This window comes from Pseudobdellovibrionaceae bacterium (genome assembly GCA_023898385.1).
Classification (GTDB): domain Bacteria; phylum Bdellovibrionota; class Bdellovibrionia; order Bdellovibrionales; family UBA1609.
Genome location: CP060220.1, coordinates 2,897,086 through 2,920,477, shown reverse-complemented (window position 1 = coordinate 2,920,477; position 23,392 = coordinate 2,897,086). Strand labels below are relative to the sequence as shown.

General features: G+C 46.2%; 20 protein-coding genes. 13 read left to right on the top strand and 7 right to left on the bottom strand.

What is annotated here, in order from left to right; translation table 11 throughout:
* The first annotated feature begins 84 nt into the window (after nt 1-84).
* The 5 genes from H6626_13450 to H6626_13430 all read left to right on the top strand — a co-directional run bounded on the left by H6626_13450 (nt 85) and on the right by H6626_13430 (nt 6,165).
* Nucleotides 85-1,887, top strand: coding sequence for an ABC transporter substrate-binding protein (locus H6626_13450; GenBank protein USN47176.1), 1,803 nt, complete (start codon nt 85-87; stop codon nt 1,885-1,887).
* Complete coding sequence (locus H6626_13445) at nt 1,887-2,834, top strand: ABC transporter permease (protein ID USN47175.1); 948 nt, start codon at nt 1,887-1,889, stop codon at nt 2,832-2,834. Before H6626_13450 ends, H6626_13445 begins: the two co-directional genes overlap by 1 nt.
* 30 nt (nt 2,835-2,864) lie before the next feature.
* The gene (locus H6626_13440) at nt 2,865-3,755 is read left to right on the top strand and encodes an ABC transporter permease (protein ID USN49042.1); all 891 of its coding nucleotides are present in this window, start codon (nt 2,865-2,867) and stop codon (nt 3,753-3,755) included.
* Nucleotides 3,756-3,795: 40 nt separating this feature from the next.
* Nucleotides 3,796-5,508, top strand: a complete 1,713-nt coding sequence (locus H6626_13435) for an ABC transporter ATP-binding protein (protein USN47174.1) — start codon at nt 3,796-3,798, stop codon at nt 5,506-5,508.
* Between the two features lie 114 nt (nt 5,509-5,622).
* Entirely contained in the window at nt 5,623-6,165 is a 543-nt protein-coding gene (locus H6626_13430) for a hypothetical protein (protein USN47173.1), read from the top strand.
* 13 nt (nt 6,166-6,178) lie between these two features.
* On the opposite strand, the gene H6626_13425 is transcribed toward H6626_13430, so the two are convergent.
* Genes H6626_13425 through H6626_13415 form a run of 3 tightly spaced genes read right to left on the bottom strand, consistent with a single transcriptional unit; the run spans nt 6,179 to nt 8,320 of the window.
* The gene (locus tag H6626_13425; protein USN47172.1) at nt 6,179-6,679 is read right to left on the bottom strand and encodes a response regulator; all 501 of its coding nucleotides are present in this window, start codon (nt 6,677-6,679) and stop codon (nt 6,179-6,181) included.
* A gap of 16 nt (nt 6,680-6,695) precedes the next feature.
* Entirely contained in the window at nt 6,696-7,631 is a 936-nt protein-coding gene (gene trxB / locus H6626_13420) for a thioredoxin-disulfide reductase (protein USN47171.1), read from the bottom strand.
* A 53-nt stretch (nt 7,632-7,684) separates the two neighbouring features.
* Nucleotides 7,685-8,320: an SDR family oxidoreductase gene (locus H6626_13415; protein ID USN47170.1), complete on the bottom strand. Its 636-nt coding sequence runs from the start codon at nt 8,318-8,320 to the stop codon at nt 7,685-7,687.
* Between the two features lie 183 nt (nt 8,321-8,503).
* On the opposite strand from H6626_13415, the gene H6626_13410 reads away from it, so the two are divergent.
* A complete protein-coding gene (locus tag H6626_13410; GenBank protein ID USN47169.1) occupies nt 8,504-9,886 on the top strand; it encodes a hypothetical protein in 1,383 nt (460 codons plus the stop codon).
* Here the strand turns inward: H6626_13410 and trmB are convergent.
* Entirely contained in the window at nt 9,877-10,572 is a 696-nt protein-coding gene (gene trmB / locus H6626_13405; protein USN47168.1) for a tRNA (guanosine(46)-N7)-methyltransferase TrmB, read from the bottom strand. The genes H6626_13410 and trmB overlap by 10 nt on opposite strands.
* Nucleotides 10,573-10,706: 134 nt before the next feature.
* On the opposite strand from trmB, the gene ggt reads away from it, so the two are divergent.
* Nucleotides 10,707-12,359, top strand: coding sequence for a gamma-glutamyltransferase (gene ggt / locus H6626_13400; GenBank protein USN47167.1), 1,653 nt, complete (start codon nt 10,707-10,709; stop codon nt 12,357-12,359).
* On the opposite strand, the gene H6626_13395 is transcribed toward ggt, so the two are convergent.
* From H6626_13395 to H6626_13385, 3 genes are read right to left on the bottom strand one after another with little or no spacing between them, the layout of a single operon-like run.
* A complete protein-coding gene (locus H6626_13395; protein USN47166.1) occupies nt 12,353-13,384 on the bottom strand; it encodes a cation transporter in 1,032 nt (343 codons plus the stop codon). The two genes, ggt and H6626_13395, sit on opposite strands and share 7 nt — an antisense overlap.
* A 9-nt stretch (nt 13,385-13,393) precedes the next feature.
* Nucleotides 13,394-14,431 (bottom strand): enterochelin esterase, encoded by a 1,038-nt coding sequence (locus H6626_13390; GenBank protein ID USN47165.1) that lies wholly within the window; start codon nt 14,429-14,431, stop codon nt 13,394-13,396.
* Between the two features lie 39 nt (nt 14,432-14,470).
* Entirely contained in the window at nt 14,471-15,490 is a 1,020-nt protein-coding gene (locus H6626_13385; protein ID USN47164.1) for a diguanylate cyclase, read from the bottom strand.
* 226 nt (nt 15,491-15,716) lie between these two features.
* On the opposite strand from H6626_13385, the gene H6626_13380 reads away from it, so the two are divergent.
* From H6626_13380 to H6626_13355, 6 genes are read left to right on the top strand one after another with little or no spacing between them, the layout of a single operon-like run.
* On the top strand, nt 15,717-18,119 hold the full coding sequence (locus H6626_13380; protein USN47163.1) for a leucine--tRNA ligase: 2,403 nt from the start codon (nt 15,717-15,719) through the stop codon (nt 18,117-18,119).
* Nucleotides 18,120-18,161: 42 nt separating this feature from the next.
* Entirely contained in the window at nt 18,162-20,063 is a 1,902-nt protein-coding gene (gene speA / locus H6626_13375; protein ID USN47162.1) for a biosynthetic arginine decarboxylase, read from the top strand.
* 42 nt (nt 20,064-20,105) lie between these two features.
* Nucleotides 20,106-21,365 carry a cation:proton antiporter gene (locus tag H6626_13370; protein ID USN47161.1) on the top strand — a complete coding sequence of 420 codons (1,260 nt, stop codon included), beginning with the start codon at nt 20,106-20,108 and terminating at the stop codon, nt 21,363-21,365.
* On the top strand, nt 21,362-22,000 hold the full coding sequence (locus tag H6626_13365) for a DedA family protein (protein ID USN47160.1): 639 nt from the start codon (nt 21,362-21,364) through the stop codon (nt 21,998-22,000). Before H6626_13370 ends, H6626_13365 begins: the two co-directional genes overlap by 4 nt.
* Nucleotides 22,000-22,968, top strand: coding sequence for an agmatinase (gene speB, locus H6626_13360; protein USN47159.1), 969 nt, complete (start codon nt 22,000-22,002; stop codon nt 22,966-22,968). Before H6626_13365 ends, speB begins: the two co-directional genes overlap by 1 nt.
* A complete protein-coding gene (locus H6626_13355; protein ID USN47158.1) occupies nt 22,961-23,389 on the top strand; it encodes a YkgJ family cysteine cluster protein in 429 nt (142 codons plus the stop codon). The genes speB and H6626_13355 overlap by 8 nt, the downstream gene beginning before the upstream one ends.
* Nucleotides 23,390-23,392 lie beyond the last annotated feature (3 nt).

Here is a 23,392-nt window from a genome sequence, read left to right as displayed (position 1 = left end):
TGAAAGCGGCGATTAATTTGACATTAATTGCCTCTAACGCTACACAACATATTCTTTTCTTCGGCCTATAAAAGGAGCCAAAAGATGACAAAGTTTTTCGTGAAAGCCCCTTCACCAGTGAAGGTTGGTGCATTGTTAGTCGCATTCTCATTACTTGCTGTCACTCTATCGAGTTGCACGCGAAAAAAAACCGACTCTGGTAATGAAGAAATCGTCATCAATTCCGCAATTGCAGCCAATGTAAAAGGACTTGATCCTATTGATGCTAACGACACTTATTCCAGTGGCGTCATCAGTCAAATCTACGAAACTCTTCTTCACTACCACTACCTAAAACGCCCGCTGACTCTTCAGCCCCTATTGGCCACTGAAATGCCAACGGCTTCCGCAGACGGCCTCACTCACACGATAAAGATTAAGCCTGGCGTGATGTTTCACGACGACGAATGTTTTCCTAATGGAAAAGGCCGAGAGCTCACAGCTGAAGACTTTGTTTACTCATGGAAACGTCTGGCTGACCCTAAAAACAACGCCCTTGGTTTTTGGGTTTTTGATAAACGAATTGAAGGCCTCAATGAGTGGAGAACTAAAGTCGGCAAAGGTGAGGCTGATTATTCGACACCCGTTTCTGGACTTCAAGCGCCTGATAAATACACAATTGTCATTAAGCTGACTCAACCCTATTATCAGCTCTACTACGTCTTGGCCATGCCTTACACTTCTCCCGTTCCCAAAGAAGCCGTCGAAAAATATGGCAAAGAAATCATCAATCATCCTGTGGGTACTGGCCCGTTTAAGTTTGACAGTTGGATTCGAAACAGCCGAATCGAACTGGTTAGAAATCCCAACTGGCGCAATGAAACCTACCCCACTGACGGTGAAGCATCGGATACAACCAATGGTTTCTTGGCCGACGCTGGCAAGAAAATCCCGTTTGTAGATCGAGTTGTGATGCACGAAATTGTGCAAGAACAGCCCCGATGGCTAAAGTTCATGAAGGGTGAATTAGATTTTTCTAGTATCCCAAAAGACAATTTTGAAACCGCCATTCAAGACGACAAGCTATCCAAAGAATTTGCGGCTAAGGGTATTGAGCTGTTTGTAGTCATGGAACCAGATGTCACCTACACAGCTTTCAACATGCTAGATCCCATCTTGGGAAAAAACGAAAAACTACGCAAAGCCATCTCTATGGCTACCGACGTGGATTCAGTGATTAAAAAGTTTTTCAATGGCCGCGCCATTTCAGCACAAAGCCCCATTCCTCCAGGTGTGGACGCCTACGATGCCAAGTACAAAAACCCGTACAAAGAGTTCAATGTTGAAAAGGCCAAACAACTCTTAGCAGAAGCTGGTTTTCCTGGTGGAAAGGGTCTTCCAGAACTGGAATTTTCCACTGTCTCATCTACCACTAGCCGACAAATGGCAGAGTTCTTTAAACAAAACATGGCTCAAATTGGCGTTAAGGTTTCCATAGCCACAAGTTCATGGCCTCAATTCCAAGACAAGATTCATAAAAAGAAAGCGCAGATTTGGGGCGTAGCTTGGTTGGCCGACTACCCAGATGCCGAGAACTTTTTGCAGTTACTCTATGGTCCAAACACCAGTCCTGGGCCCAATGGTTCAAACTTTGATGATTCTAAGTTTAATAAGCTTTACGAAAAAGCGGCCCTACTGCCGCCTGGACCTGAGCGAACAGATTTATATCATCAAATGCGAGATATCGTTGTGAGCGAAGCTCCATGGGTCATGGGTATGCATCGCATGGGCTATTCACTTCGACATCAGTGGGTTAAAAACTACAAGCCTCATCCCATCATTTCTGATGGATATAAATATTTTCGAGTTGAAGGCAGTGAAAAAGCCAAAATGAAGGCTAAACTCTAATGTTAAAATATGTTGTACGACGCGTTCTCTACATGCCGCTGATCCTGTTTGGGATCACACTCGTTACTTTTTTGCTCTTTAACGTTGCCGGAGGTGATCCGGCAACAATGCATGCAGGTAAGCACGCCTCTGAAGAACAAATTGCTGAAATCAGACGAGAGCTCGGCCTCGATCGACCGCTGCACATGCAATATGTGTTTTATGTTAAACAAATTGCATCCCTTGATTTTGGCCGCAGTTGGGCCACTCGGCAAAAAATTACCGACATGATTTTAGACGGCATCCCCGCAAGCTTGTCGCTGACTTTTCCAGCCTTTATGATCACCTTAGTAGTGACCATTTCAATTGCTCTGTTATTGGTGTTTTTGCGAGGGCCTCGATTTGGTGAGATCGTAGATAAATCAGTGATGGTCGTTTGCCTGGCGGCCATGAGTATTTCTTCTTTGGTTTATATTTTGTTTCTTCAGTATTTCCTTGGATACCAATTGGGTTGGTTTCCGATTACGGGATGGGATCCCGACTGGGTGGGGCGCTGGGAATACTTAATCCTCCCCATCCTCATTTATGTGGTGTTGTCTTTAGGATCGAATATCCTGTTTTACCGGACCATCTTTATGGATGAGATTTTTCAAGACTACGTGCGAACGGCCAGATCTAAAGGACTTGGTCCAAAGGCCATTATGCTTAAACACGTCCTTAGAAACGCGCTGATTCCCATCATCACCATCACTGTGGTGCAACTGCCATTTTTGATTTTGGGAACCCTTTTACTTGAGGCGTTCTTCGGAATTCCAGGCTTAGGAGGCCTCCTTTACTCGGCTCTGGGCAATGCGGATTTTCCGGTAATTAAAGCCATGGTATTTATGAGTGCCGTACTTTATATGTTCGCCCAACTGTTAACAGACATTTTGTATGCCTTGGTCGATCCAAAAGTGAAACTGAGCTAGGCCCGGTGGTGATTGATGAGTACAGCAGTAATGACAAATAAAACAGATCTCAAGCGGCTTGCAAAACCTCGGCAGAATTCACTTTGGTGGGATGCTTATAGGCGAATGAAAAAAGACCGCGTAGCTGTGATTAGTTTTTTCATTATATTAACCTATGCGCTTCTTGCCATTTTTAGCGCTCTTGGAGTGGCCTTTCCTAGCTATGACATTATTAATGAAGCCAACACTTATGCTTCGCCAAGCCTTCAGCATTGGTTTGGCACAGACATTTTTGGCCGCGATGTTTTAGCGCGAGCCGCTCACGGAACGGTAACATCCCTCACTGTGGGCGTGGTGGGAACAGGCATTGCACTTCTTATCGGTACCACTCTGGGAGCCATTGCGGGCTACTTTGGTGGCGTGGCCGATGAACTGGTGGTTTGGTTTTATTCTACAGTTGATACTATCCCCTACATTCTCCTTGTGGCCACATTTTCATTTGTGCTTGGCCCCAGCCTGCAGACGATTTGTTTAGCCATTGGGCTGACCAGTTGGGTGGGTTTATGTCGACTGGTTCGTGGTGAATTTATGAAGCACCGCGGGCGAGAATACGTGCAAAGTGCCATGGCCATGGGCGCTAGCCACGCCCGCCGCATGTTTCGTCATATCTTGCCTAATATTTCTCACCTTATGTTGATTAATTTTTCTTTAGGCTTTGTGGGTGCCGTAAAAAGCGAAGTGATCCTCAGCTTTTTAGGGCTTGGAGTTGAGCCTGGAGTGCCATCTTGGGGTATGATGATCAACGATGCCCGACAAGAATTGGCTCGAGGTGTTTGGTGGAATTTGGCGGCAGCAACAATATTTATGTTTTTCTTGTTGCTAGCTATTAACTTATTTAACGATGCTTTGCGGGATGCCCTTGATCCCAAACTAAAGAAATAAAAGCCCCGGTTGCTGGTGTGATGGTAAGGAGATGTCCGTAATGAGCGACATTTTGCTACAGATAAAAGATCTCTCGGTTGAATTTAAAACGGATGATGGCATAGTCAATGCCGTAAAAGGCATTAGCTTTGATATACCTAAAGGGAAGACCGTTGGTCTTGTGGGTGAATCCGGCTCTGGCAAGAGTGTGACCTCTCTTGCGGTAATGAAGCTCATTCCCAATCCCCCCGGACGTATAACCAGCGGCCAAATGCTGTTTAATGGTCAAGATCTTGTGAAAAAAACAGAAGATCAGATGCGAAAGATTCGAGGTAACAACATCTCAATGATCTTTCAAGAGCCGATGACCAGCCTAAACCCGGTGTTCACCGTTGGTGATCAAATTTGTGAAACGCTCATGTTGCATCAAAACCTCAACAAAGCCGAGGCCCTCAACAAGGCCGTAAAACTTCTGGAACAAGTGGGTATTCCCGACCCTGAAAATAGAATTAAGTCTTATCCCCACGAGATGAGTGGCGGCCAACGCCAGCGGGTGATGATTGCTATGGCCATAGCCTGTGAGCCTGATTTGTTGATTGCCGATGAGCCCACCACGGCACTTGATGTGACCATTCAAAAACAAATTCTCGAATTGCTGGCTGATCTTCAAAAAGAATATGGCATGAGCGTACTGTTTATTACTCATGACCTGGGTGTGATTGCCGATATTGCCGATGAAGTTGTAGTCATGTACCGAGGGGATATCGTGGAAAAGGGACCTGCTCGGCAGATTTTTGAATCGCCCCAACACCCCTACACCAAGGGCCTATTGGCATGCCGTCCTTCACTAGAAAATAATCCGCTTCGTTTGCCGACAGTCAGTGATTTCATGACCTCAGACGGTAAAGAAAAATCCTTTCAAGTGGAAATTAAAGAAAAAACCAACCGGCCCGTCTCTGAAGACAAGAATCCCGTCCTTTTAGAAGTTAAGTCATTGGTGACACGGTTTCCCTCAAAGAAAGGTTTTTTTGGCAATGTCACAAACTGGCTGAACGCCGTTGACGACGTGACCCTCTCGGTTCGAAAGGGTCGAACGCTGGGACTCGTGGGTGAATCTGGATGTGGAAAAACCACTTTGGGTCGCTCTGTTTTGAGACTTATCGAACCGGCTGCTGGCGAAGTTATCTACAATGGCAAAAGTGTAACGGCCATGGATCGCGAAGAGCTTCGGCATGTTCGGCGAAAAATGCAGATTATCTTTCAAGACCCCTATGCCTCGCTGAACCCACGAATGACTATCGGCTCAACGATCATGGAGCCAATGGTGATCCATAACCTAGGGTCGTCAAAAGAAGAACGTCTTGAAATGGCGGCTTCTCTATTAGTGAAAGTGGGCCTCGATCGATCCATGCTGAACAGGTACCCCCATGAGTTTTCTGGTGGTCAACGGCAGCGGGTGTGCATTGCAAGAGCCCTTGCTGTGGAACCTGAGTTCATCGTTTGTGATGAATCGGTGTCGGCTCTTGATGTGTCCATTCAGGCGCAGATTTTGAATTTGTTGTTAGATCTTCAAGAAGAGCTCGATCTCACCTATATATTTATTTCCCATGACTTAGCCGTAGTGAAATTCATCGCTGACGAGCTGGCTGTAATGAATAAGGGAAAAATTGTGGAGATGGCCGATGCTCTTGAGATCTATAAAAATCCCAAAGATGCCTACACAAAAAAGCTGCTAAGCGCCATTCCCAGAGGAATTCCCAAAGAGCTTCTTTAGGCTTCAGATATTTTAAATTCCTATTAAGGATCATGTTGCCTTCCCCTTTGGGCTTGGCTAACGTTTGTGTTCATTAAATCAGATGGACCTAAAAAATCCATTAAAGGGGGAAATATGAAGTCACTAGCGTTATTTATTTTTTCAATTGTTTTTTCTGCTCAAAGCTATGGTTTTCCAGAAATGGGTGATCAGGCCATTTTAACCGGCACCATTGCTGTTAATGGCGAACCCTTTCCTGCGAAACTCCAGCAGCAATTGGTCGAACAAAAAGGGGATGGGGAAGAAATGCTTCTGACTTCGCAGTTTTTCATTGAAGACACCCTAGCCAGCGACGAGTCTGAATGGAAAAAACGTAAAGATTTGCCAGACAACAGCTTAGTTCAGATGATTCTCGCCGTTTGCGAACAACAAGGTGGCGTTAAAGAATCAATCAAAGTTCCTGCTGGCACTTATGACACATGCAAATTTCCCATCGAGGAAAATGGCATGGCTCAGTTCGGTGTTAAACCCGCGGGTTTTTCTTCTCAAAGCCAAATTTCTGGTTTTTATTGGATCGGACTGGCTCCTTTTGCGCTCATCAAGATTCATCAAGTGGAATCAGACGAACAACGTACCTTTGCCCTAGATCTTGAACTTTCAGAGTTTACCGGCCAATAACCAAGGCCCTCAACTACGAGTGTAACTTCAACAAGGTGCTGATCGACTTTTTGATCTTTTCAATATCGAAAGGTTTTTTAATATAGTCATCAGCACCTAACTCGAAACCTTTTTTCACATCTTCCTCTGAACTTCGCCCAGAAACGAAAACGAGGGGCAAGTGCTTCAGTTGATCGTGTTCTTTCATGAGTTTTGCTAGTTCAAATCCATTGATCCATGGCAAACCCACATCAAGTACAATCAAATCTATCGGTGCCACGTCCAACACTTGGCTCAACTGGGTTCCATCCGCCGCTGTGGTTACCCGGTAACCTTCTGATTCAAAAATCCGGCGAAGTGATTTTCGCATGGTCTCGTCGTCTTCAATCACCAATATGGACGGAGGCTCCACCTGATTCTTTAAGCTCCGATATTCAGCTAACGAAACAACCTCTTCCTGGGACATTCGCTCCTGAGTCAGTCGCTCTATTTTATTGAGTAGATCTCGGGTATCCAATGTGGGTTTTTTAACCATATTCAGTCATCGCATTCTATGAGTGTTGTTGGTTTTCAAGCCATCTTTCAGCATCAATGGCCGCCATACAACCGGTTCCGGCGGCGGTGATGGCCTGTCGGTAAACATGGTCTTGCACATCTCCTGCGGCAAACACCCCATCAACAGATGTATAGGTGGACTTATTTTTTGTATTAATATAGCCCACTTCATTCAATTCAAGCTGGCCTTTAAAAATATCTGTGTTCGGCTTGTGGCCAATGGCTATGAACACTCCGTCCATGGGTAGCTCTGTCTTTTCACCGGTTTCTACATTTTCTACTGAAATGGCCTTCACAAGGTCATCTCCCAAAACATCTGCCAATTGAGAATGCCACATGACTTCAATCTTTTCGTGTCCTAGCACTCGCTCCGCCATGATTTTCGATGCTCTGAATTCACCCCTACGATGAATGACCCATACTTTTTTTGCAAATCGTGTAAGAAACAAGGCTTCTTCCATCGCTGTATCGCCGCCGCCAATGATGCACACATTGAGGTCGCGAAAAAACGCCCCGTCGCAGGTGGCACAGGCAGAGACACCTCGACCCAACAGCCGCTTTTCATTTGGCAGGCCCAAATATTTAGCCGAGGCCCCTGTGGAAATAATAATTGAATGAGCTTGATAAAGGTCATCTCCCACCCAAACCTTAAATGGACGAGTACTAAAATCCACTTTTGTAGCGTTACGACTGATAAACCGAGTGCCAAATCTTTCCGCCTGTTTTCTTGTGACATCCATAAGTTCTGGACCCATCACACCCTCAGGAAATCCTGGATAGTTCTCAACATCCGTGGTGGTCATTAATTGGCCCCCCACCTCGTCACCCTCAATCATAAGCGGCTTTAAGTTAGCCCGTGCCGTATAGATGGCTGAAGTTAATCCGGCAGGGCCAGAACCCAAAATTATAACATTCTCCACTGTGTTCTCCACAACTCACTCCTCACTCAAGTTCATAGGGTCACGATCAACAAAATCGATATCGTCTAAGCTTCTTCTCTATATATCTTCAACGCCGGATCGGCATCAACTGATGCCCACTGCCATAGTCTTTGTGCCACTTCTGCGGCCAAGGCCAGGGGCCTACCTGAGTGACGCGGCCAAGCATTTGGCGGCAATAAGGGTGTGTCCATGTAGCCCGGACTAAAAAGCCTCACATCTTTTTCTGGAGACTCCGCGATCACGGAAGAAATGAGTCCTCTCAAAGCATGTTTGGAAGCGGCATAGCTGGCCGCATTGGGGTCCGGAGAAGATTCTGCAATAGCCGATCCCACACACACAAACTGTTTCACCGGGGATTCTGCCAACACCCAGTGCAACACCCGTGCGGGAAACAAAAAATTCACCTGAAAGGTCCAGAGATGGTCTTTCCATTGCTTATTCTCATATTTGCCAAAAGGGCCGCCTCCAGCACAGTAAAAAATTTTTGTTGGCGAAAAGGCCTTCAATCGCTGAATTACAAAATCTTGGGCTTCCACCTTAGAAAAATCGGCGATGTGACCGTTAGCCCCCATAGTCCGGGCAAATCCCTGCACTTGTTCGGCCCCCAACTTCTGCTTAGCTATATTAAATACCTCGAGCCCTAGACCACGACTGGCTCCCAAAACTGCTACTCTATCCACCAAAACTTTTCTCCTTCAAACTTTTTGAATAGCCCAAATGCCTTTACCTAAAAAACTCTAATTCTCCCATCGGCTACTTTCGGTGTTTGTAAGGACTCTTTATCTTCAATGTGAATTTTCTGCAAACAAAACGCTTTTACCTGGCACAAGCCTTGCTGAGATAGCGCTTCAGGAGGCTATCAGATGCTAAAAATTAAATATGTCGTGTACTATGCTGCTATTATCCTAAGTCTTGGACTCATTTCTTGTGTTCAGGAAGTTCATAAACCCCGCGAACAAAATACCTGGACCGTTCCTGAACCTGAATTGGTCAGTCAAGAGGGGGATGCTCTTGATTTTACCGAACTCAATGACAACCCCAATCTTTCGCTTGATCCCGACTACCGCATTAGTTTTCCATACCTACCGGAAGATTTTTTTCAGCTTGAAATCAAAAATCGATGCCAATTGAATAACACCACTGAAGTTCAGTTCAATCTGCAACTACCCCCCACAAAAACCATTTCTGTTCGGGAAATACTTCCACCAGAACTGTTTTTACCCCAAAATCGAAACAAGACTTCTCGTTGCCAGTTCACATTTAAAGCCCAAAGAGAAGATGGTTCCACCCACTCTTTTGACACATTTGAGTTAAATGTTGTGAACCTCACTTCGTCTAACCATCTCATCTTGAAAAATGGCATTGAGGCCATGGGCGAAACACCCATATTAAAAGATGACGTTCACAAAATTAATGCGATTAATTCAATATCGACTGTGGACTCATTTTCTCTCCATTGTGATCAGATGCAGTCATCTTTGCGACCTTACAACAAAGAAGTGATTCCGCTGGTGGCCTTTGACTGGAGTCAGCTGAGTCAACCCACGCCACCGGATCGCGAACCGCTTCGTGTCTGTCGCCTTCTAGGGCACTCTGATCTTGGTCAGGTGATTGCCACATCGCCTCTATTTTCTATCTTAATGTATAAGCCTGAAATCACGATTCAACAAACCACGGGGGCCGAACAAGGATATGCAACTACCAGATGGCATGCTCTGCCGGAAATCAGAACTACTATAGGCAATCCGAATGGTTTTCCTGTGTATTTAAGAATACTCGGGCCATCGGCACTAATGACCCGCATTACCGCACTCAGCAAACCTCGCACTGGATTTGCTCTAGCCACTGAAGTGTATAAACACACTTTAGATCTTCAACATCCTTACTCTGTCAGTGGAGGCACCGTCATAGGAAATCAAATTTTACGAGTGGAGCCACAATCCTCTCTCGTCTTAGCTGTTACGGGCGAGATTCAACTCCAGTGCAAGTTCACCTACCAATACCAACCTTCGGCGCAAGATTTTGAGATGGCATACCTCTTTGAAATCGCGACTCCCCATCAAGTGAGGGCCGAACATATGATTCTTTCACCCTTAGACAATCAAAATACCCTTCTATTGAGCTCGTTCTCGGCGTTTTCCGAAGCTCAGCGGGTATGGTCGAGAAATGCCAACCTACAGCAAGTCTCCACCGGCCTCTTGGCGCAAGCGCTTGAGAATAAAGCTTGTGAACTTCGTCAGCGCTGAAGCTGAGCGTAATGAATGGGCAATCCTTGCTGCAAAAAGATCTGTTCAAAGTGGGTCACGAAATTTTCTTTTTGAAATTCGGACCCATGCAGATCATAAGTCAATCGAGTGATTTGATATGGACTCTTTTGAAATCGTTCTACCGCCCAGTCAAAATAATCTCGACTGTCTGTTTTGAATTCTACTTTAGAACCTGGCCGCTGCAGCTCATGCAAGGTCTTTAGAAAACTCTCCTGGATTAAGCGATGCTTTTTCTGCCGCTTTTTAAGCCACGGGTCCGGAAAATGAATATGCACGTCGTTGAGTTCACCTTTTTCAAAAAGGTGACTCAAATAATTGGCATTATAACGTAGAATCCTGGCGTTATCGCATCCCTCATTAAGGGCACGGCGTATAGCCTGAATTAACGGCTTATATTTCTTTTCGATACCGATAAAACTGCGCTCAGGATGATTTTTCGCATAGTGGGCAAAGTGATAGCCATTGCCGGTCCCAATCTCTAGATCCAATGGATGGGAGTCCGAAACCTGAAACACCTCAGAGCGCCACTGACCCCGATAGGTGGGTGACTTTTCTTCACAATAAGCCCAGCTTGAAAATTCACCGGTGAGGGCATCAACGTAATAAGTCGGGTTCGGTAAATCGGCTGTACGGCAAACGCCAATATTTTCAATTAATTGTTCCATTGCGCTTGGATAGCAGATTCTCCGAGCGGACGCAATTTACGGTGTACACCCATCTGCATCCTCCTATTGATGGGCCTTCATTACCGTGTTAATCCACTGTTAGCCGCAGATGCCCCGATGAAAGGTTTAATATTGTGAAAAATTTATTCAATACCCTCATTGTTATCCTTCTTATTTTCTCTTCGCCGGCGCTGTTGGCGATACCTGAATCCGGCTCCCATATGATGATCGCCGCCCCCTCAAAATACGCCGTAGAAGTCGGCCAAAAGGTCGCGGCCAAGGGCGGAAATGTCGTCGATGTGGCTGTGGCCGTAGGGCTTACACTGGCCGTCACCAGCCCTTACTATGCTTCGCTTGGCGGCGGAGGCTTTGCCATGATCAAAGTGGGAAAAGATGTGGAGGTTTTAGATTTTCGTGAAATGGCACCCATAGGCACGCACCCCAAATATTATTTGGACAAACCAAAAGACGCATCGATCAATGGCGGACACGCTGTAGGCGTACCGGGCGTGCCGGCCGGGCTTTGGGCCATGCACAAAAAATATGGAAAGCTCAAGTGGAGTGAACTTTATCGAGAACCGTTGCTCTTGGCACAAAAAGGCTTTCGCGTATCTGGTGAATGGGTACAAAAAACCAACAGCAACGAAACTCGGTTTAACGATTTTGGACGAAAACATTTTTTTAACAAAAAAGGAAAACCCTACCGCCCCGGTGAAACCCTCCGACAACCAGGCCTAGCCGATGCCCTTAAGCAAATGCGACATCGAAATATTTTATCGTTTTATTCTGGCCCCATCGCACAGGACATGGTGGAGGCTGTGAAACAATCAGGTGGAGTGCTGTCGTTAAAAGATCTAAAAAATTATAAAGTACGGTGGTTAAAGCCACTTAAAGCTGATTTTCAAGGTTATGAAGTTTATCTCATGCCCCCGCCGAGCAGTGGTGGCATTGTCATTCAATCGGCTCTGGAACTCGTCAAGCGAGTGGATGTCACCAAACAAAAACCCTTGAGCGTGAATGAGCTTCATCTGCTTGGAGAGATACTCAGTCGCAGCTTTCGCGGACGATCGTTGTTGGGCGATCCCGATTTTCACCAAAATCCCCTAGAGTTCTTGGTGTCTGATGCCTATTTGAACAAAATGGCCAAATCCATTGATCTGGATAAAACAGAGTCAATCAAACCCTTAGCCGATGGCGAATGGAAAGAATCTGACGAAACCACTCACTTTTCAGTTTTGGATGCCAAAGGCCATGCCGTATCGCTGACGGTCACACTTAACGGAAGTTATGGGTCTGGCCTAGTGAGTCCACGCTTTGGCATTGCGCTCAATAATGAGATGGACGATTTTACTACCCGCCCAGATGAACCCAATATGTATGGATTGGTGCAGGGAAAGGGCAATGTCGTAGAACCAGGAAAACGACCTCTTAGTTCAATGAGCCCAAGCTTTGTGGTGAAAAATAACCAAGTTAAACTGGCCATTGGCGCACCGGGCGGACCTCGAATTATCAGCGGTGTGTTTCAGGCCATCTACCGCGTGTTGGTCAGTGGATTTAACCTCGATTGGGCGATTCAGGCCCCCCGTGTTCATCACCAGTTTCTCCCGCACAAATTATTTGTCGACACTTATCGGTTCGCACCTGAAACTATTGATGGTTTAAAGAAAAAAGGTCACGAAGTTGAAGAGAGTTGGAACTCACGAGTGTACGGAGTTTTGTTAAATGACTCCGGTATTCTCGATGCCGCATTTGACTCTCGAGGCGAGGGCGCCGCCGGCGGCTATTGAATCTTCTTCTTTCTGAATTCGTCAGGTTCATCTTTTGAGCGCAACTGCTCAATGCTAACAGCCATTCTTTCTTGAAAGGCTTCTTTACGAACAGGGCAGTCTTTGAGGTCGCACACCCGGCAATAGGCCCGACGACAGGGATCAGCGTGAAAATTCATCTCGCCTCCATACTCATAATTTGCAATGACCTTGTTCTCAAAAGCCAATAGGTTTTCATGCACATCGTTTGTATTCCAAAATTCAGGCAATACGACGTGAGCATCAATATGATGGTACCATCCTGATCTTATCATTTTCACATTGTGTATTTGAATAATTCCGCCAGTTGAATATTTCGAGAAAATTTCAACCAACTGTTGCATAGCCTCCGGATCTTCTTCATCAAGCAAACCACCTGCCGAAGAGCGTACCAATTTAAAACCTTGATAAGAAAGCGATAAACCAACAAGGGCCGCAATCACCGGATCCAGCCAAAAAATCTCTGTAAATTTCACGACAATAAGACCTAAAATAATCCCAACGCTCGTCCAAAAATCCGAAATGACATGATGTCCACTAGCCCGTAGTGCCACAGAACTGTTTCGCTTTGCCGTCCGCAATAAAAAAAGACCAAGAAGCAAGTTAGCAACACCTGCGGCCGCCACGATATAAAGGCCCTCAGACAAGCGATGCAAGGTTGATCCAGCCAGAAAAGCCTGCAAAGACTCAATGACAATAAATACGCCGGCAAAAGTAATCAATCCACCTTCAAATGCCGCTGAGAAAAACTCCACTTTCCCATGGCCGTAAGGATGATCTTCATCCGCCGGACGAGCCGAATAGTACATCACTAAAAAAGCCAAGCCTGCTGCGGTGACGTTCACAATACTTTCTAGAGCGTCAGAAAAAATCGCCTGTGATTTTGTCATATTGTGGGCCCAAAATTTTACGAGCATCAACAGTATTCCCACTATCAACGACAGCACGGCCGCAGTGGTTCTGTTTTTCTTTTCCTTGGGCGAAAGCGTTGCTGAGATGACTCCCATATATCTCCCTTATTTTTTCCACACCTTTTTTAGCCAAGACCATATGGGTGGACGTCGCGATCCAATGTCAAAGTGGTTACCCTTAAACTCACTATAGGCTATTTTTAAGCCCTGATTGACTAGAGTCTCCCTAATTTGACGAGTACCAAACTGCAAGTGAAATTGGTCAAAGGCACCCACATCTAAGTAAATGTTTTTTATTTTGGCCACCTTTTTTCGTCTATTTTTTAGAAAAAATATTGGGTCATGAGACAGGTATTTTTTCCAAACTGAAGTGATCAACTCCCCAGATTCTTTATCTATGGGCCAAAGCGGCTCGCTTGATTTTCCTGGTCGAGGGACATAACAAAGTCCCATGGCAATGGCATTGAGGGTGGAGTGGGCGTCCCTGCGTTGATGAAATTCGCCTTCACTTAGAGATTTTTTGATCGCCGAAAGGCCTCCAAAACTTTGTAGGGTTGGTGTTGCCACATAAAATTCGGGCAAAAGACTCATCGAAAAAAAACTGTCTGGGGCCACGGCCGCCATTGTGGAAAACTTCTCTGGATACTTACTGGCTAAATGCAAAGCCCCGTACCCTCCACTGGACCCGCCCATGACGCACCAACGTTTTCCTAGCTGTTCTGCGGGATATTTCTCTGAAATCGCCTGACAAAGCTCTTTGACCACATAATCTTCATATCGACCCATACCATCACTATTTAAAAACTGAGATCCTCCCCAAAAGGTCATGGCATCAACAAATACGTAGAGCGCCAATGGCGCCCTATTTTCTGACACGCATTGATCCAGTTCTTGGGGAAAATTTGCTTCAAAAGTCCGCAACCCAAAATATTTGGGCCCGTTGCCGGTGAATCCGGCCAATACTAATACCACAGGATACCCGTCCCGAGGCGGTTTGCTTTTAGGAGCCAAAACAGGATTGTGGCGAACAACGGAGTCGTTCCACGGATTGCCCTTAAGGGCCTGACTTTTAATGGTTAACGTTTCTAAATTGAAATTTTTAAGCTGAAAAACATGAAGACCTGACTGCAATTGACTCTGCATGGATTCCCACCCTTCATCGGTGCCCCTGGGCACCGGTGTTTAGGCAGGTTTATTTTTACGCCAAGGAATCGTTGGTCTTTCAGATCTGTTTTGGTCTGAACTGTCTCCCACCAACCGATAGCGCACGCAATTTCGCCCCGCCTCTTTAGCATCGTATAAGGCTCGGTCAGCATAGCGCACAAGAGTGCGAGCGTCTACATGAGATGATCCTCGTTCAGACAGGGCTAAACCAATACTGGAAGACATCGAACGATGGTATCCGTCATTTGAAAAGTCGTGGCCGCCGATGGATTGCCTGAGGCGCTCCGCAAAAGCCAATGCACCCTCTAATTCTATTTCGGTGAGCACAACTAAAAATTCATCTCCGCCATATCGAGCCGCAATGTCGATTTGTCTCACATTGTCCTTTATGATCTGCCCCACCTCTTTCAAGACAAAACTTCCAAACAAATGATCATTCTCATCGTTCACGGACTTGAAGTGATCCATATCCATCATGATAGCGCAAACGGAACGGCCATAGCGCTGGGCCCGGCGAAGTTCATTATCTAACTTGTCGTAGAGGCTTCGCATATTGTACAAGCCCGTTAAGTCGTCAATGTCGACCAATTCTTTGAGGCGACTATTAGCTCGCTTCAATTCATCACGGATATCTTTAATGCGCAAATGGGCGCGCACCCGGGACAAAAGCTCCTTAGGACGGACCGGTTTACAGATATAATCGTCAGCTCCCGCATCCAGCCCTCGAATTACATCCTCTTCCTCTGATCGCGCTGAGACAAACAGGGCGCTAATATACTCTGAACTGTTGCGCAAAAAACGCAGCGTCTCTAGCCCGTTGATGCCGGGCATGTTCACATCAAGCAGAACCAGGTGGGGGCGCTGGCTGGTCATGGCAGCAAGAGCCTTCTCGCCTGAATTCACAGCGGTCACTGTGTACCCTTCGTTCTCCAGCGCCAGCTTCACTAACCGAGTAAAATCCGGATCATCATCCACCAAAAGCAAATGCCGGTGTTTGTTTTCATTTTTCTCACCCATTTCAACATTGTAGCTTGCCACCGCAACCCTGTAGAGGAAAAATTGTACAGTTAAAACGAAGGCCTGGGCTGGAATCGGCCAGGAGCCCTGGTTGACTGGGCTTCTGGGATCGACTATCCCGAAGTCGAGAGGAGTTCACGTGTCCAATGCCAATGTTCCCGCGAGGGAAACCCGGCAAAAAGATACCCCTAGTCAGCCCACTCACACGAAACAATGCACCGGTAAAGACTGCGAGATTTGAGGAAATATGGCGTACTTGCACGAGGAAATTGATAGGAAATGGCAGCAACGTTGGTTAGATGAAAAATCCTTTCGATCTGAAGTCGACAGGTCTAAACCGAAATACTATGTCCTTGATATGTTTCCCTACCCGTCTGGAGTCGGTCTTCACATTGGGCATTTGGCCTCTTATACTCCTACCGATGTGGTCGCGCGCTTTAAGCGAGCCCAGGGCTTTAACGTTTTACATCCTTTTGGTTACGATGCTTTTGGTTTGCCTGCAGAACAATATGCCATTCAAACAGGCGTACATCCTGCTGTCACCACCAATGAGGCCATTGCCAATTTTCGACGCCAACTACAGCAGTATGGATACAGCTTTGATTGGGACCGTGAGGTGTCAACCTGTGATCCAGCCTATTATAAATGGACTCAAAAAATATTTTTGATGTTGTTTGAACGGGGCTTAGCCTATCAAAAAGAAGTCCCTGTAAACTGGTGCCCTGCACTCCGCACTGTTTTGGCTAACGAAGAAGTCGTTGATGGCAAAAGCGAGCGAGGCGGCCATCCTGTTATTCGAAAACCGATGAAACAGTGGATGCTGAAAATCACTGAATACGCCGACAAACTGCTAGAAGGCCTTGACGAAATCAATTGGCCCAATGCCACAAAAGAAGGCCAACGCAACTGGATTGGCCGAAGTCGTGGTGCCCAGGTGCGGTTTAACATTGACGGCTTTGATAAGTCGGTCACGGTGTTCACAACTCGACCAGATACTCTGTTTGGAGCCACATTTATGGTGTTGGCGCCGGAGCATCCTTTTGTGCAAGAGATTACAACTGCCGCGCAAAAAGCCACTGTTGAGGCCTATGTGGAACAAACAGAAAGAAAAAGTGAGCTCGACAGAAAAGCAGCTGAAACCAAGACGGGAGTATTTACTGGTGCCTACGGAATCAATCCTGTTAACGGTGAAAAAATTCCTATTTGGATAGCAGACTATGTCCTTATGGATTACGGCACGGGCGCCATTATGGCGGTTCCCGCCCATGACACTCGCGATTTTGATTTTGCAACTCAGTTTAAACTTCCGATCAAACGAGTTATTGCTAGTGATGAGGACTTACCCTTTGATGGCGATGGCCACTTGGTGAACTCAGATTTCCTTAATAAATTAACTAAATCTGAGGCCATTGATGCCATGATTAAACATTTAGAAAAAAATCAATGGGGAAGCGAAGACATACAATACAAATTGCGAGATTGGTTGTTTAGTCGTCAACGATACTGGGGTGAACCCTTTCCGGTGGTTCACTACGAAGATGGTTCGACACGACCCGTACCCGATAGTGAATTGCCCGTCACACTCCCTGAGGTGGCCGACTATGAACCTACGGAAGAGGGCGAGCCACCTTTGGCGCGAGTCAAAAATTTTGTGGAATACACAAACTCAATCACTGGAGAAAAAGGACGAAGAGACACCGATACCATGCCTGGTTCGGCGGGGTCTTCTTGGTATTTTCTAAGATACACGGATCCACATAACGATAGCGCTGCGTTTTCAAAAGAAGCCGAGGACTATTGGATGCCCGTGGACCTCTACATTGGAGGTGCAGAACACACAGTGGGTCACCTTCTTTATTCCCGATTTTGGCAAAGGGTCCTCTTTGACGCCGGACTCACCCAGCACAAAGAGCCCTTTTCGAAGTTAGCCCACCAGGGTGTTGTCATGGGCACTGATGGCCAGCGCATGTCTAAATCGCGGGGCAATGTGATTAACCCCGACGATGTTCGCGAAAAATACGGCGCCGATGCTGCCCGAACCTACATTAATTTTATTGGCCCCTTTGAGAAAGACAAAATCTGGGACCCCAACGGCATTGAAGGGGTTCGCCGATTTCTTGATAGAATATGGCGTCTGTGCGTGGGTGACGATGGTGCCATTTTGGCAAAAGCCTCTGGCGCAGTCCCGATGGAGCTGATGCGCAGCTATCATAAAACCGTAAAAAAAGTGACTGAAGACATTGAAAATCTGAGCTTCAACACCGCTATTAGCGCCATGATGATATTTATAAATGACATGTACAGGCATAAATCCAACGATAAGGGCCTTTTATTGGGACTCAGCCAGCTTTTAATGCCTTTTGCCCCTCATTTGAGCGAAGAGATTTGGCAACGCCTTGGCGGCAAAGGCCTGGTGTCGTTGGCTCCGTGGCCAAAATTTGACCCTTCCCTCGCCAAAGACGATGTCATCACCATGGGAGTTCAAGTTAACGGTAAGATGCGCGGAACCATCGAAGTGACCGAACAAACCCCAGAAAACGGGGCCGTAGAAAAAGCTCTAGAAATAGCCACGGTAAATAACGCAATAGGTGACAAATCCATTCGGAAAGTAATATACAAGCCGGGCCGAATTTTGAATATTATTGTCTGACATTTTCGAGCCAAAAGTGGACGACGAAAGGACAAATAAACTATGAGCTGGTCTCCTGAAGAAAGTTCTACTCTTTACGGTATTGAAACCTGGGGTGAAGACTATTTTTCTATAAATGCTGACGGCAATGTGCAAGTTGGCCTAGGGAAAGACTCGCCAAAGTTAGACCTGTACCAGCTCATCGGTGATTTGCGGGAACGAGGCATTAGACCACCCATTCTTTTGCGATTTTCGGATATCGTAAAAAAACGTGTCGAGCTACTCGCTAATTGTTTTAACAACGCCATCAAAGAATATGAATACCAGGGCTCCTATGCTGGGGTGTACCCCATTAAAGTGAACCAACAACAACATCTCCTTGAAGAACTCGTTGAATACGGTTTCGAACACAATTTGGGACTCGAGTGTGGGAGTAAGCCCGAGTTGCTTGTGGCACTGGCGTTTAAAGTGGCCCCGGAAGCCTACATCGTGTGTAATGGTTTTAAGGATGTGGAGTACATTGAAACCGCCTTATTGTCACAAAAGCTGGGGCGAAACACGATCATCGTGGTCGACCGCATGGCCGAGCTGGGTTTAATTATCGAGGCGTCAAAAAAGTTTGGAATTAAACCCCAAATAGGATTTCGAACCAAACTCAACTCTCAAGGCGCCGGCAAATGGATGGAATCAAGTGGCGCTCGTTCTAAATTTGGCCTGACCCCCTCTGAAATGGTCAAAGGCATCGAGACCTTAAAAAATGAAGGTTTAATTGATGCCCTCAAGCTTCTGCATTTTCACATTGGATCACAAATCCCCTCTATTCAATCGATCAAATCCTCGGCAAAAGAGGCTGCCCGCTTGTTCACAGAGCTTCATGCTTTAGGGGCACATCCATCGATCATTGATGTGGGTGGCGGACTGGGTGTGGACTACGATGGGTCCGGGCACAGTGAAAGCTCCACCAACTACGACGAACAAGAATATGCCAACGACATTGTTTCGATCATTCAATCTATCTGTGAAGAAAGAAAAGTGCCCCACCCCAATATCATTTCTGAATCGGGACGCGCACTGGTCGCCCATTCATCTGTGTTGGTTTTTAACGTCCTGGGGGTAAATGAAGTCACGGTGTCCACTCCTAATTTTAGCCCGGAGCCAGAAGACAGCAGTCTCGTTAGAGAACTGTTTTATATGTACAACAATTTAAAAACAGAAAACATCAACGAGTACTACAACGATCTTGTAGAAAAAAAACTCGAGACCAATCAGCGGTTCACGTACGGTGGATTGAGTTTGCAACAACGAGCCAAAGCGGACGACCTGTATTGGGCCAGTTGCACAAAAATGGCCCGATTAGCTGAGGGGATTGAGGAGTATTTGGACATCTATTGGGCGTGCCAAGGAGAGCTGACAGACACCTACTTCTGTAACTTTTCAGTTTTTCAATCGCTTCCTGACGCATGGGCCGTGGGCCAGCTTTTTCCCGTCATGCCCATCCATAGATTGGGAGAAAAACCTGGGCGGCGGGCCACCATTGCCGATCTAACTTGCGACTCTGACGGCAAACTGGACCAATTTATTGATAGCGAAACCCCTGAAACTCCACAGACCTATCTTGAAGTGCATGATTTAAAAGAAGATGAGCCCTACTACCTCGGGGTGTTCTTAACGGGAGCCTACCAAGAGACATTGGGCGATCTGCACAATCTGTTTGGAGACACGGATGCCGTTCATATTGGTTTATCTGAAGCTGGGTATCAGGTCGATCACGTCGTGCGCGGCGACACCGTCTCGGAAGTCCTAAGTTATGTTGAGTATCATTGGCCAGATCTTATTGAGCGTATTCGACAGGCCAGCGAAAAAGGGATTCTCGAACAGCGCTTGACCCGCCCAGAGGCTCGACTTTTAATGAATCACTACGAACAGGGACTTTTGGGATACACCTACCTGGAAGATCCAGAGTAGTGGTCTGACCTGCCGAAAAAGCCGATACTTACAGGAGGCCCTATGGCCCACGTCATAATAAGTCTTGCCGCATTGTTCTTTCTTGGCCACGTGCTCAATTGGTTTTTTATCAAAACAAAAATTCCAGACCTACTTCTGCTTGTAGGGCTGGGGTTTGTGATCGGTCCGGTATTGGGATTTGTAACTCCGGCAGACCTTGGCGAAGTCGGTGCCGTGTTAGCAACAGTGGCTCTCATTGTTATTTTGTATGAAGGCGGACTGCATTTAAGTACTGACGATTTAAAGTCGTCGAGTTTGCCTGCCGCGGGTCTGTCTGTATTGGGTTTTTTATTGGTGGTGGGTACGGTGACATTGATTGCCAAAGCTCTATCGTTTGAATCGTGGCGACTTTGCCTTTTATTAGGGATCGGCCTTGGCAGTACATCATCGGCAATAGTTATCCCCATGGTCAAACCCCTTTCCATCAATGATCGCACTAAAACTGTTCTTTCTTTAGAGTCAGCGTTTACTGATGTGCTCACAATTGTGACTTTTTTGGTCATCTTGGAGTCCATTGTTAAAAATCAATTTAGCGTACAGCAATTGATCGTTGGAATTGGCCCTAAAACTGTATTGGCGGGCCTTATGGGTCTGGGATTTGGCCTTTTGTGGTCGTTTGTAAAAAAACGTTTTTCAGAATGGATTCCAAAAGCATTTGCTGGTGAAGCCTTTGCTCTTTTGACATATGGACTTATTGAAGCCAGTGGCCACAATGGCGCTATCGGCGTCTTAGTGCTTGGCTTTACCCTCGCCAATTTGCAACTGCTCCCAGAATGGATGAAGGACATGATGTCGAAAAAGCCCGTGTCCTACCAGGAGCAAACCTTATTGTCTGAAATCACCTTTTTGCTGCGGACATTTTTCTTTCTGTATCTTGGAACGCTTGTGAAATTCTCGAACTTTTCCACCGTGGGAATTGCAATCGTAGTGACTTTAGTGCTTTTTGCCCTCCGTTATGTGACGTTGCGAATCCTTTTTGGAAAAAACCACCTCTCTCGTTTGGACGCCATGGTCGTTACGGCTATGGGTCCCCGAGGCCTTGCCTGCGCTGTGCTTGCTACCTTACCACTGCAGCCAAAATTTTACGTTCCGAATGGCCAGTGGCTACAAGACATTATTTTTGCGGTAATTCCACTGACCATTTTGATTACGGCCATTCTTGTGAGCCTCAGCGAAAATGTCGCTTTTCGAAATCGAATGGGGAGTATGTTTGGATTATATCCTGAATCGGCTACTGAAAAAGACCTCGAGGTTACAGCATGAACAAGAGTATTGATGTGAAGAATTCCTCTTTAAGCCGATTTAAGATTCTTCAGTGGTTTAAACAACTTTACCACTGGGTCATGGGTTGGGCCGAGCATCCGAAAGGCTCATTCGCCCTAGCTTTTATCGCATTTATTGAGTCTATCTTTTTTCCCATTCCCGTGGATCCCCTGCTTGTGGCCATGGGTGCCGCGAAGCCCAAAAAGGCCTTGTGGTTTGGGGCAATGAGCACAACCTTTTCTGTGATCGGTGCCCTTTTGGGGTATGCGGTGGGGTTTATGTTCTGGGAGAACGCCCAAGAAATATTTTATACCTATGTTTTCAATCAAGAAAAATTCCAATTTGTAATCAATGAATTTAACAGCAATGCTTTTTTGGCGATTTTTTTAGCCGGCTTCACACCCATTCCATTTAAAGTATTCACTCTTGCTGCCGGTGTTGCCCATTTGGATCTGATGGCTTTTATTTTTGGATCAATACTTGGCCGTGGCATGCGTTTTATGTTGATCGCCACTTTACTTTACAAATTTGGCACGTCCATACGAGACGGCCTAGAGAAACACTTTGAAAAAATCACGATAGCCGTTGCAGTTGTGATCATCTTGGCATTCATTGCTTACAAGGCGGTACCTTAATGAGCCAAAACCTCGGATTTTTGGGAGTCTTCACTGATTTAAACAGCTCGCGGGTGGCGCTTCTACCCGTGCCTTGGGAAGTCACCACATCTTATGGCGGCGGCACTGCGCTTGGACCTGAGGCCATATTTGATGCAAGCCCACAGTTAGACCTTTTTGATGACGATGTGAAAGATGCCTACAAACAGGGATATCATTGGCTGCCCGTTAAATCTGAAATTGTGGACCTTGGCCGTTCAGTGAAACCAGACTCTACTGAGAATTTAACTGAAAAACAGACCACCGAAATCAATCAAGCCTGCCAGAAAATGGTGGACTGGGTTTATAGCGAAACAAAAAACCTCCTTCTTCAAAAAAAGATCCCCGCAGTGGTTGGCGGCGACCACTCTGTCAGTCTCGGAATTATCAAATCCCTCTCCGAGCATTACGAGGGCCAATTTGGCGTTTTGCATTTTGACGCCCATATGGATTTGCGAAAGGCCTATCAAGGGCTCACCTATTCCCACGCATCGATTATGAGAAATGTGATGGAACTTGAAAAGCCACCGCAAAAATTAGTTCAAGTGGGCATTCGTGACTACTGCGAAGAAGAAGCTGACTATGCAGCCTCCAATAGCGCCGTTGTGGAATATTTGGATCGTGATTTAAAAAAACAAATGTTTGACGGCGAGAATTGGACATCGCTGTGCCGAGAAATCGTCAACCAATTGCCTCAACAAGTTTATATTTCTTTTGATATTGATGGGCTGTCTCCTGAATTTTGCCCTGGCACTGGAACTCCGGTACCGGGTGGCTTGAGTTTTGATCAGGCGGTTCATTTGTTAAGTGTGTTAGGTGAAAGCGGTCGCACAGTTATTGGCTTTGACTTGGTAGAGGTGGCTCCTCAAGGCGAGAGTCAATGGGATGGCAATGTTGGAGCCAGGCTCTTGCAGAAAATGTGTGGATGGTCGGTGATTAGCCATGGATAAATGGTACAAAGAGGGTGTGAGATTTGAATGCCAAGGATCCGGCAAGTGCTGTGCCTCTCGTGGGGCTTATGGTTATGTGTATTTGACTTTGTCTGATCGTCGACGAATGGCTAAAGAGTTGAACTTACCCACTTCCACATTCACCCGCCAGTACTGTGAAAAAACAGACGGGTACTATCACCTAAAATCCAGTGACAAACAAAAAGACTGTATGTTTCTCAACGGCGCTCGCTGTGAAATATACCATGGTCGCCCGGTCCAATGTCGAACCTGGCCGTTTTGGCCTGAAAACATGTCTGCCAAAGCATGGAACAAAGATGTCGCTAGTTTTTGCCCTGGAATAGGAAAAGGCCGAAAATATTCGGCCAATGAAATTGAGTCCATTATGAAAGAGCAAGAAAAAGCCGAAGCTCTCTACTAGCCG

What these genes read in the sequence shown, in the direction of transcription:
- H6626_13450 (USN47176.1), top strand. Translation starts at nt 85, where the DNA reads ATGACAAAGTTTTTCGTGAAAGCCCCTTCACCAGTGAAGGTTGGTGCA.
- H6626_13445 (USN47175.1), top strand. Translation starts at nt 1,887, where the DNA reads ATGTTAAAATATGTTGTACGACGCGTTCTCTACATGCCGCTGATCCTG.
- H6626_13440 (USN49042.1), top strand. Translation starts at nt 2,865, where the DNA reads ATGACAAATAAAACAGATCTCAAGCGGCTTGCAAAACCTCGGCAGAAT.
- H6626_13435 (USN47174.1), top strand. Translation starts at nt 3,796, where the DNA reads ATGAGCGACATTTTGCTACAGATAAAAGATCTCTCGGTTGAATTTAAA.
- H6626_13430 (USN47173.1), top strand. Translation starts at nt 5,623, where the DNA reads ATGAAGTCACTAGCGTTATTTATTTTTTCAATTGTTTTTTCTGCTCAA.
- H6626_13425 (USN47172.1), bottom strand. Translation starts at nt 6,679, where the DNA reads ATGGTTAAAAAACCCACATTGGATACCCGAGATCTACTCAATAAAATA.
- H6626_13410 (USN47169.1), top strand. Translation starts at nt 8,504, where the DNA reads ATGCTAAAAATTAAATATGTCGTGTACTATGCTGCTATTATCCTAAGT.
- trmB (USN47168.1), bottom strand. Translation starts at nt 10,572, where the DNA reads ATGGAACAATTAATTGAAAATATTGGCGTTTGCCGTACAGCCGATTTA.
- H6626_13395 (USN47166.1), bottom strand. Translation starts at nt 13,384, where the DNA reads ATGGGAGTCATCTCAGCAACGCTTTCGCCCAAGGAAAAGAAAAACAGA.
- H6626_13390 (USN47165.1), bottom strand. Translation starts at nt 14,431, where the DNA reads ATGCAGAGTCAATTGCAGTCAGGTCTTCATGTTTTTCAGCTTAAAAAT.
- H6626_13380 (USN47163.1), top strand. Translation starts at nt 15,717, where the DNA reads ATGGCGTACTTGCACGAGGAAATTGATAGGAAATGGCAGCAACGTTGG.
- speA (USN47162.1), top strand. Translation starts at nt 18,162, where the DNA reads ATGAGCTGGTCTCCTGAAGAAAGTTCTACTCTTTACGGTATTGAAACC.
- H6626_13370 (USN47161.1), top strand. Translation starts at nt 20,106, where the DNA reads ATGGCCCACGTCATAATAAGTCTTGCCGCATTGTTCTTTCTTGGCCAC.
- H6626_13365 (USN47160.1), top strand. Translation starts at nt 21,362, where the DNA reads ATGAACAAGAGTATTGATGTGAAGAATTCCTCTTTAAGCCGATTTAAG.
- speB (USN47159.1), top strand. Translation starts at nt 22,000, where the DNA reads ATGAGCCAAAACCTCGGATTTTTGGGAGTCTTCACTGATTTAAACAGC.
- H6626_13355 (USN47158.1), top strand. Translation starts at nt 22,961, where the DNA reads ATGGATAAATGGTACAAAGAGGGTGTGAGATTTGAATGCCAAGGATCC.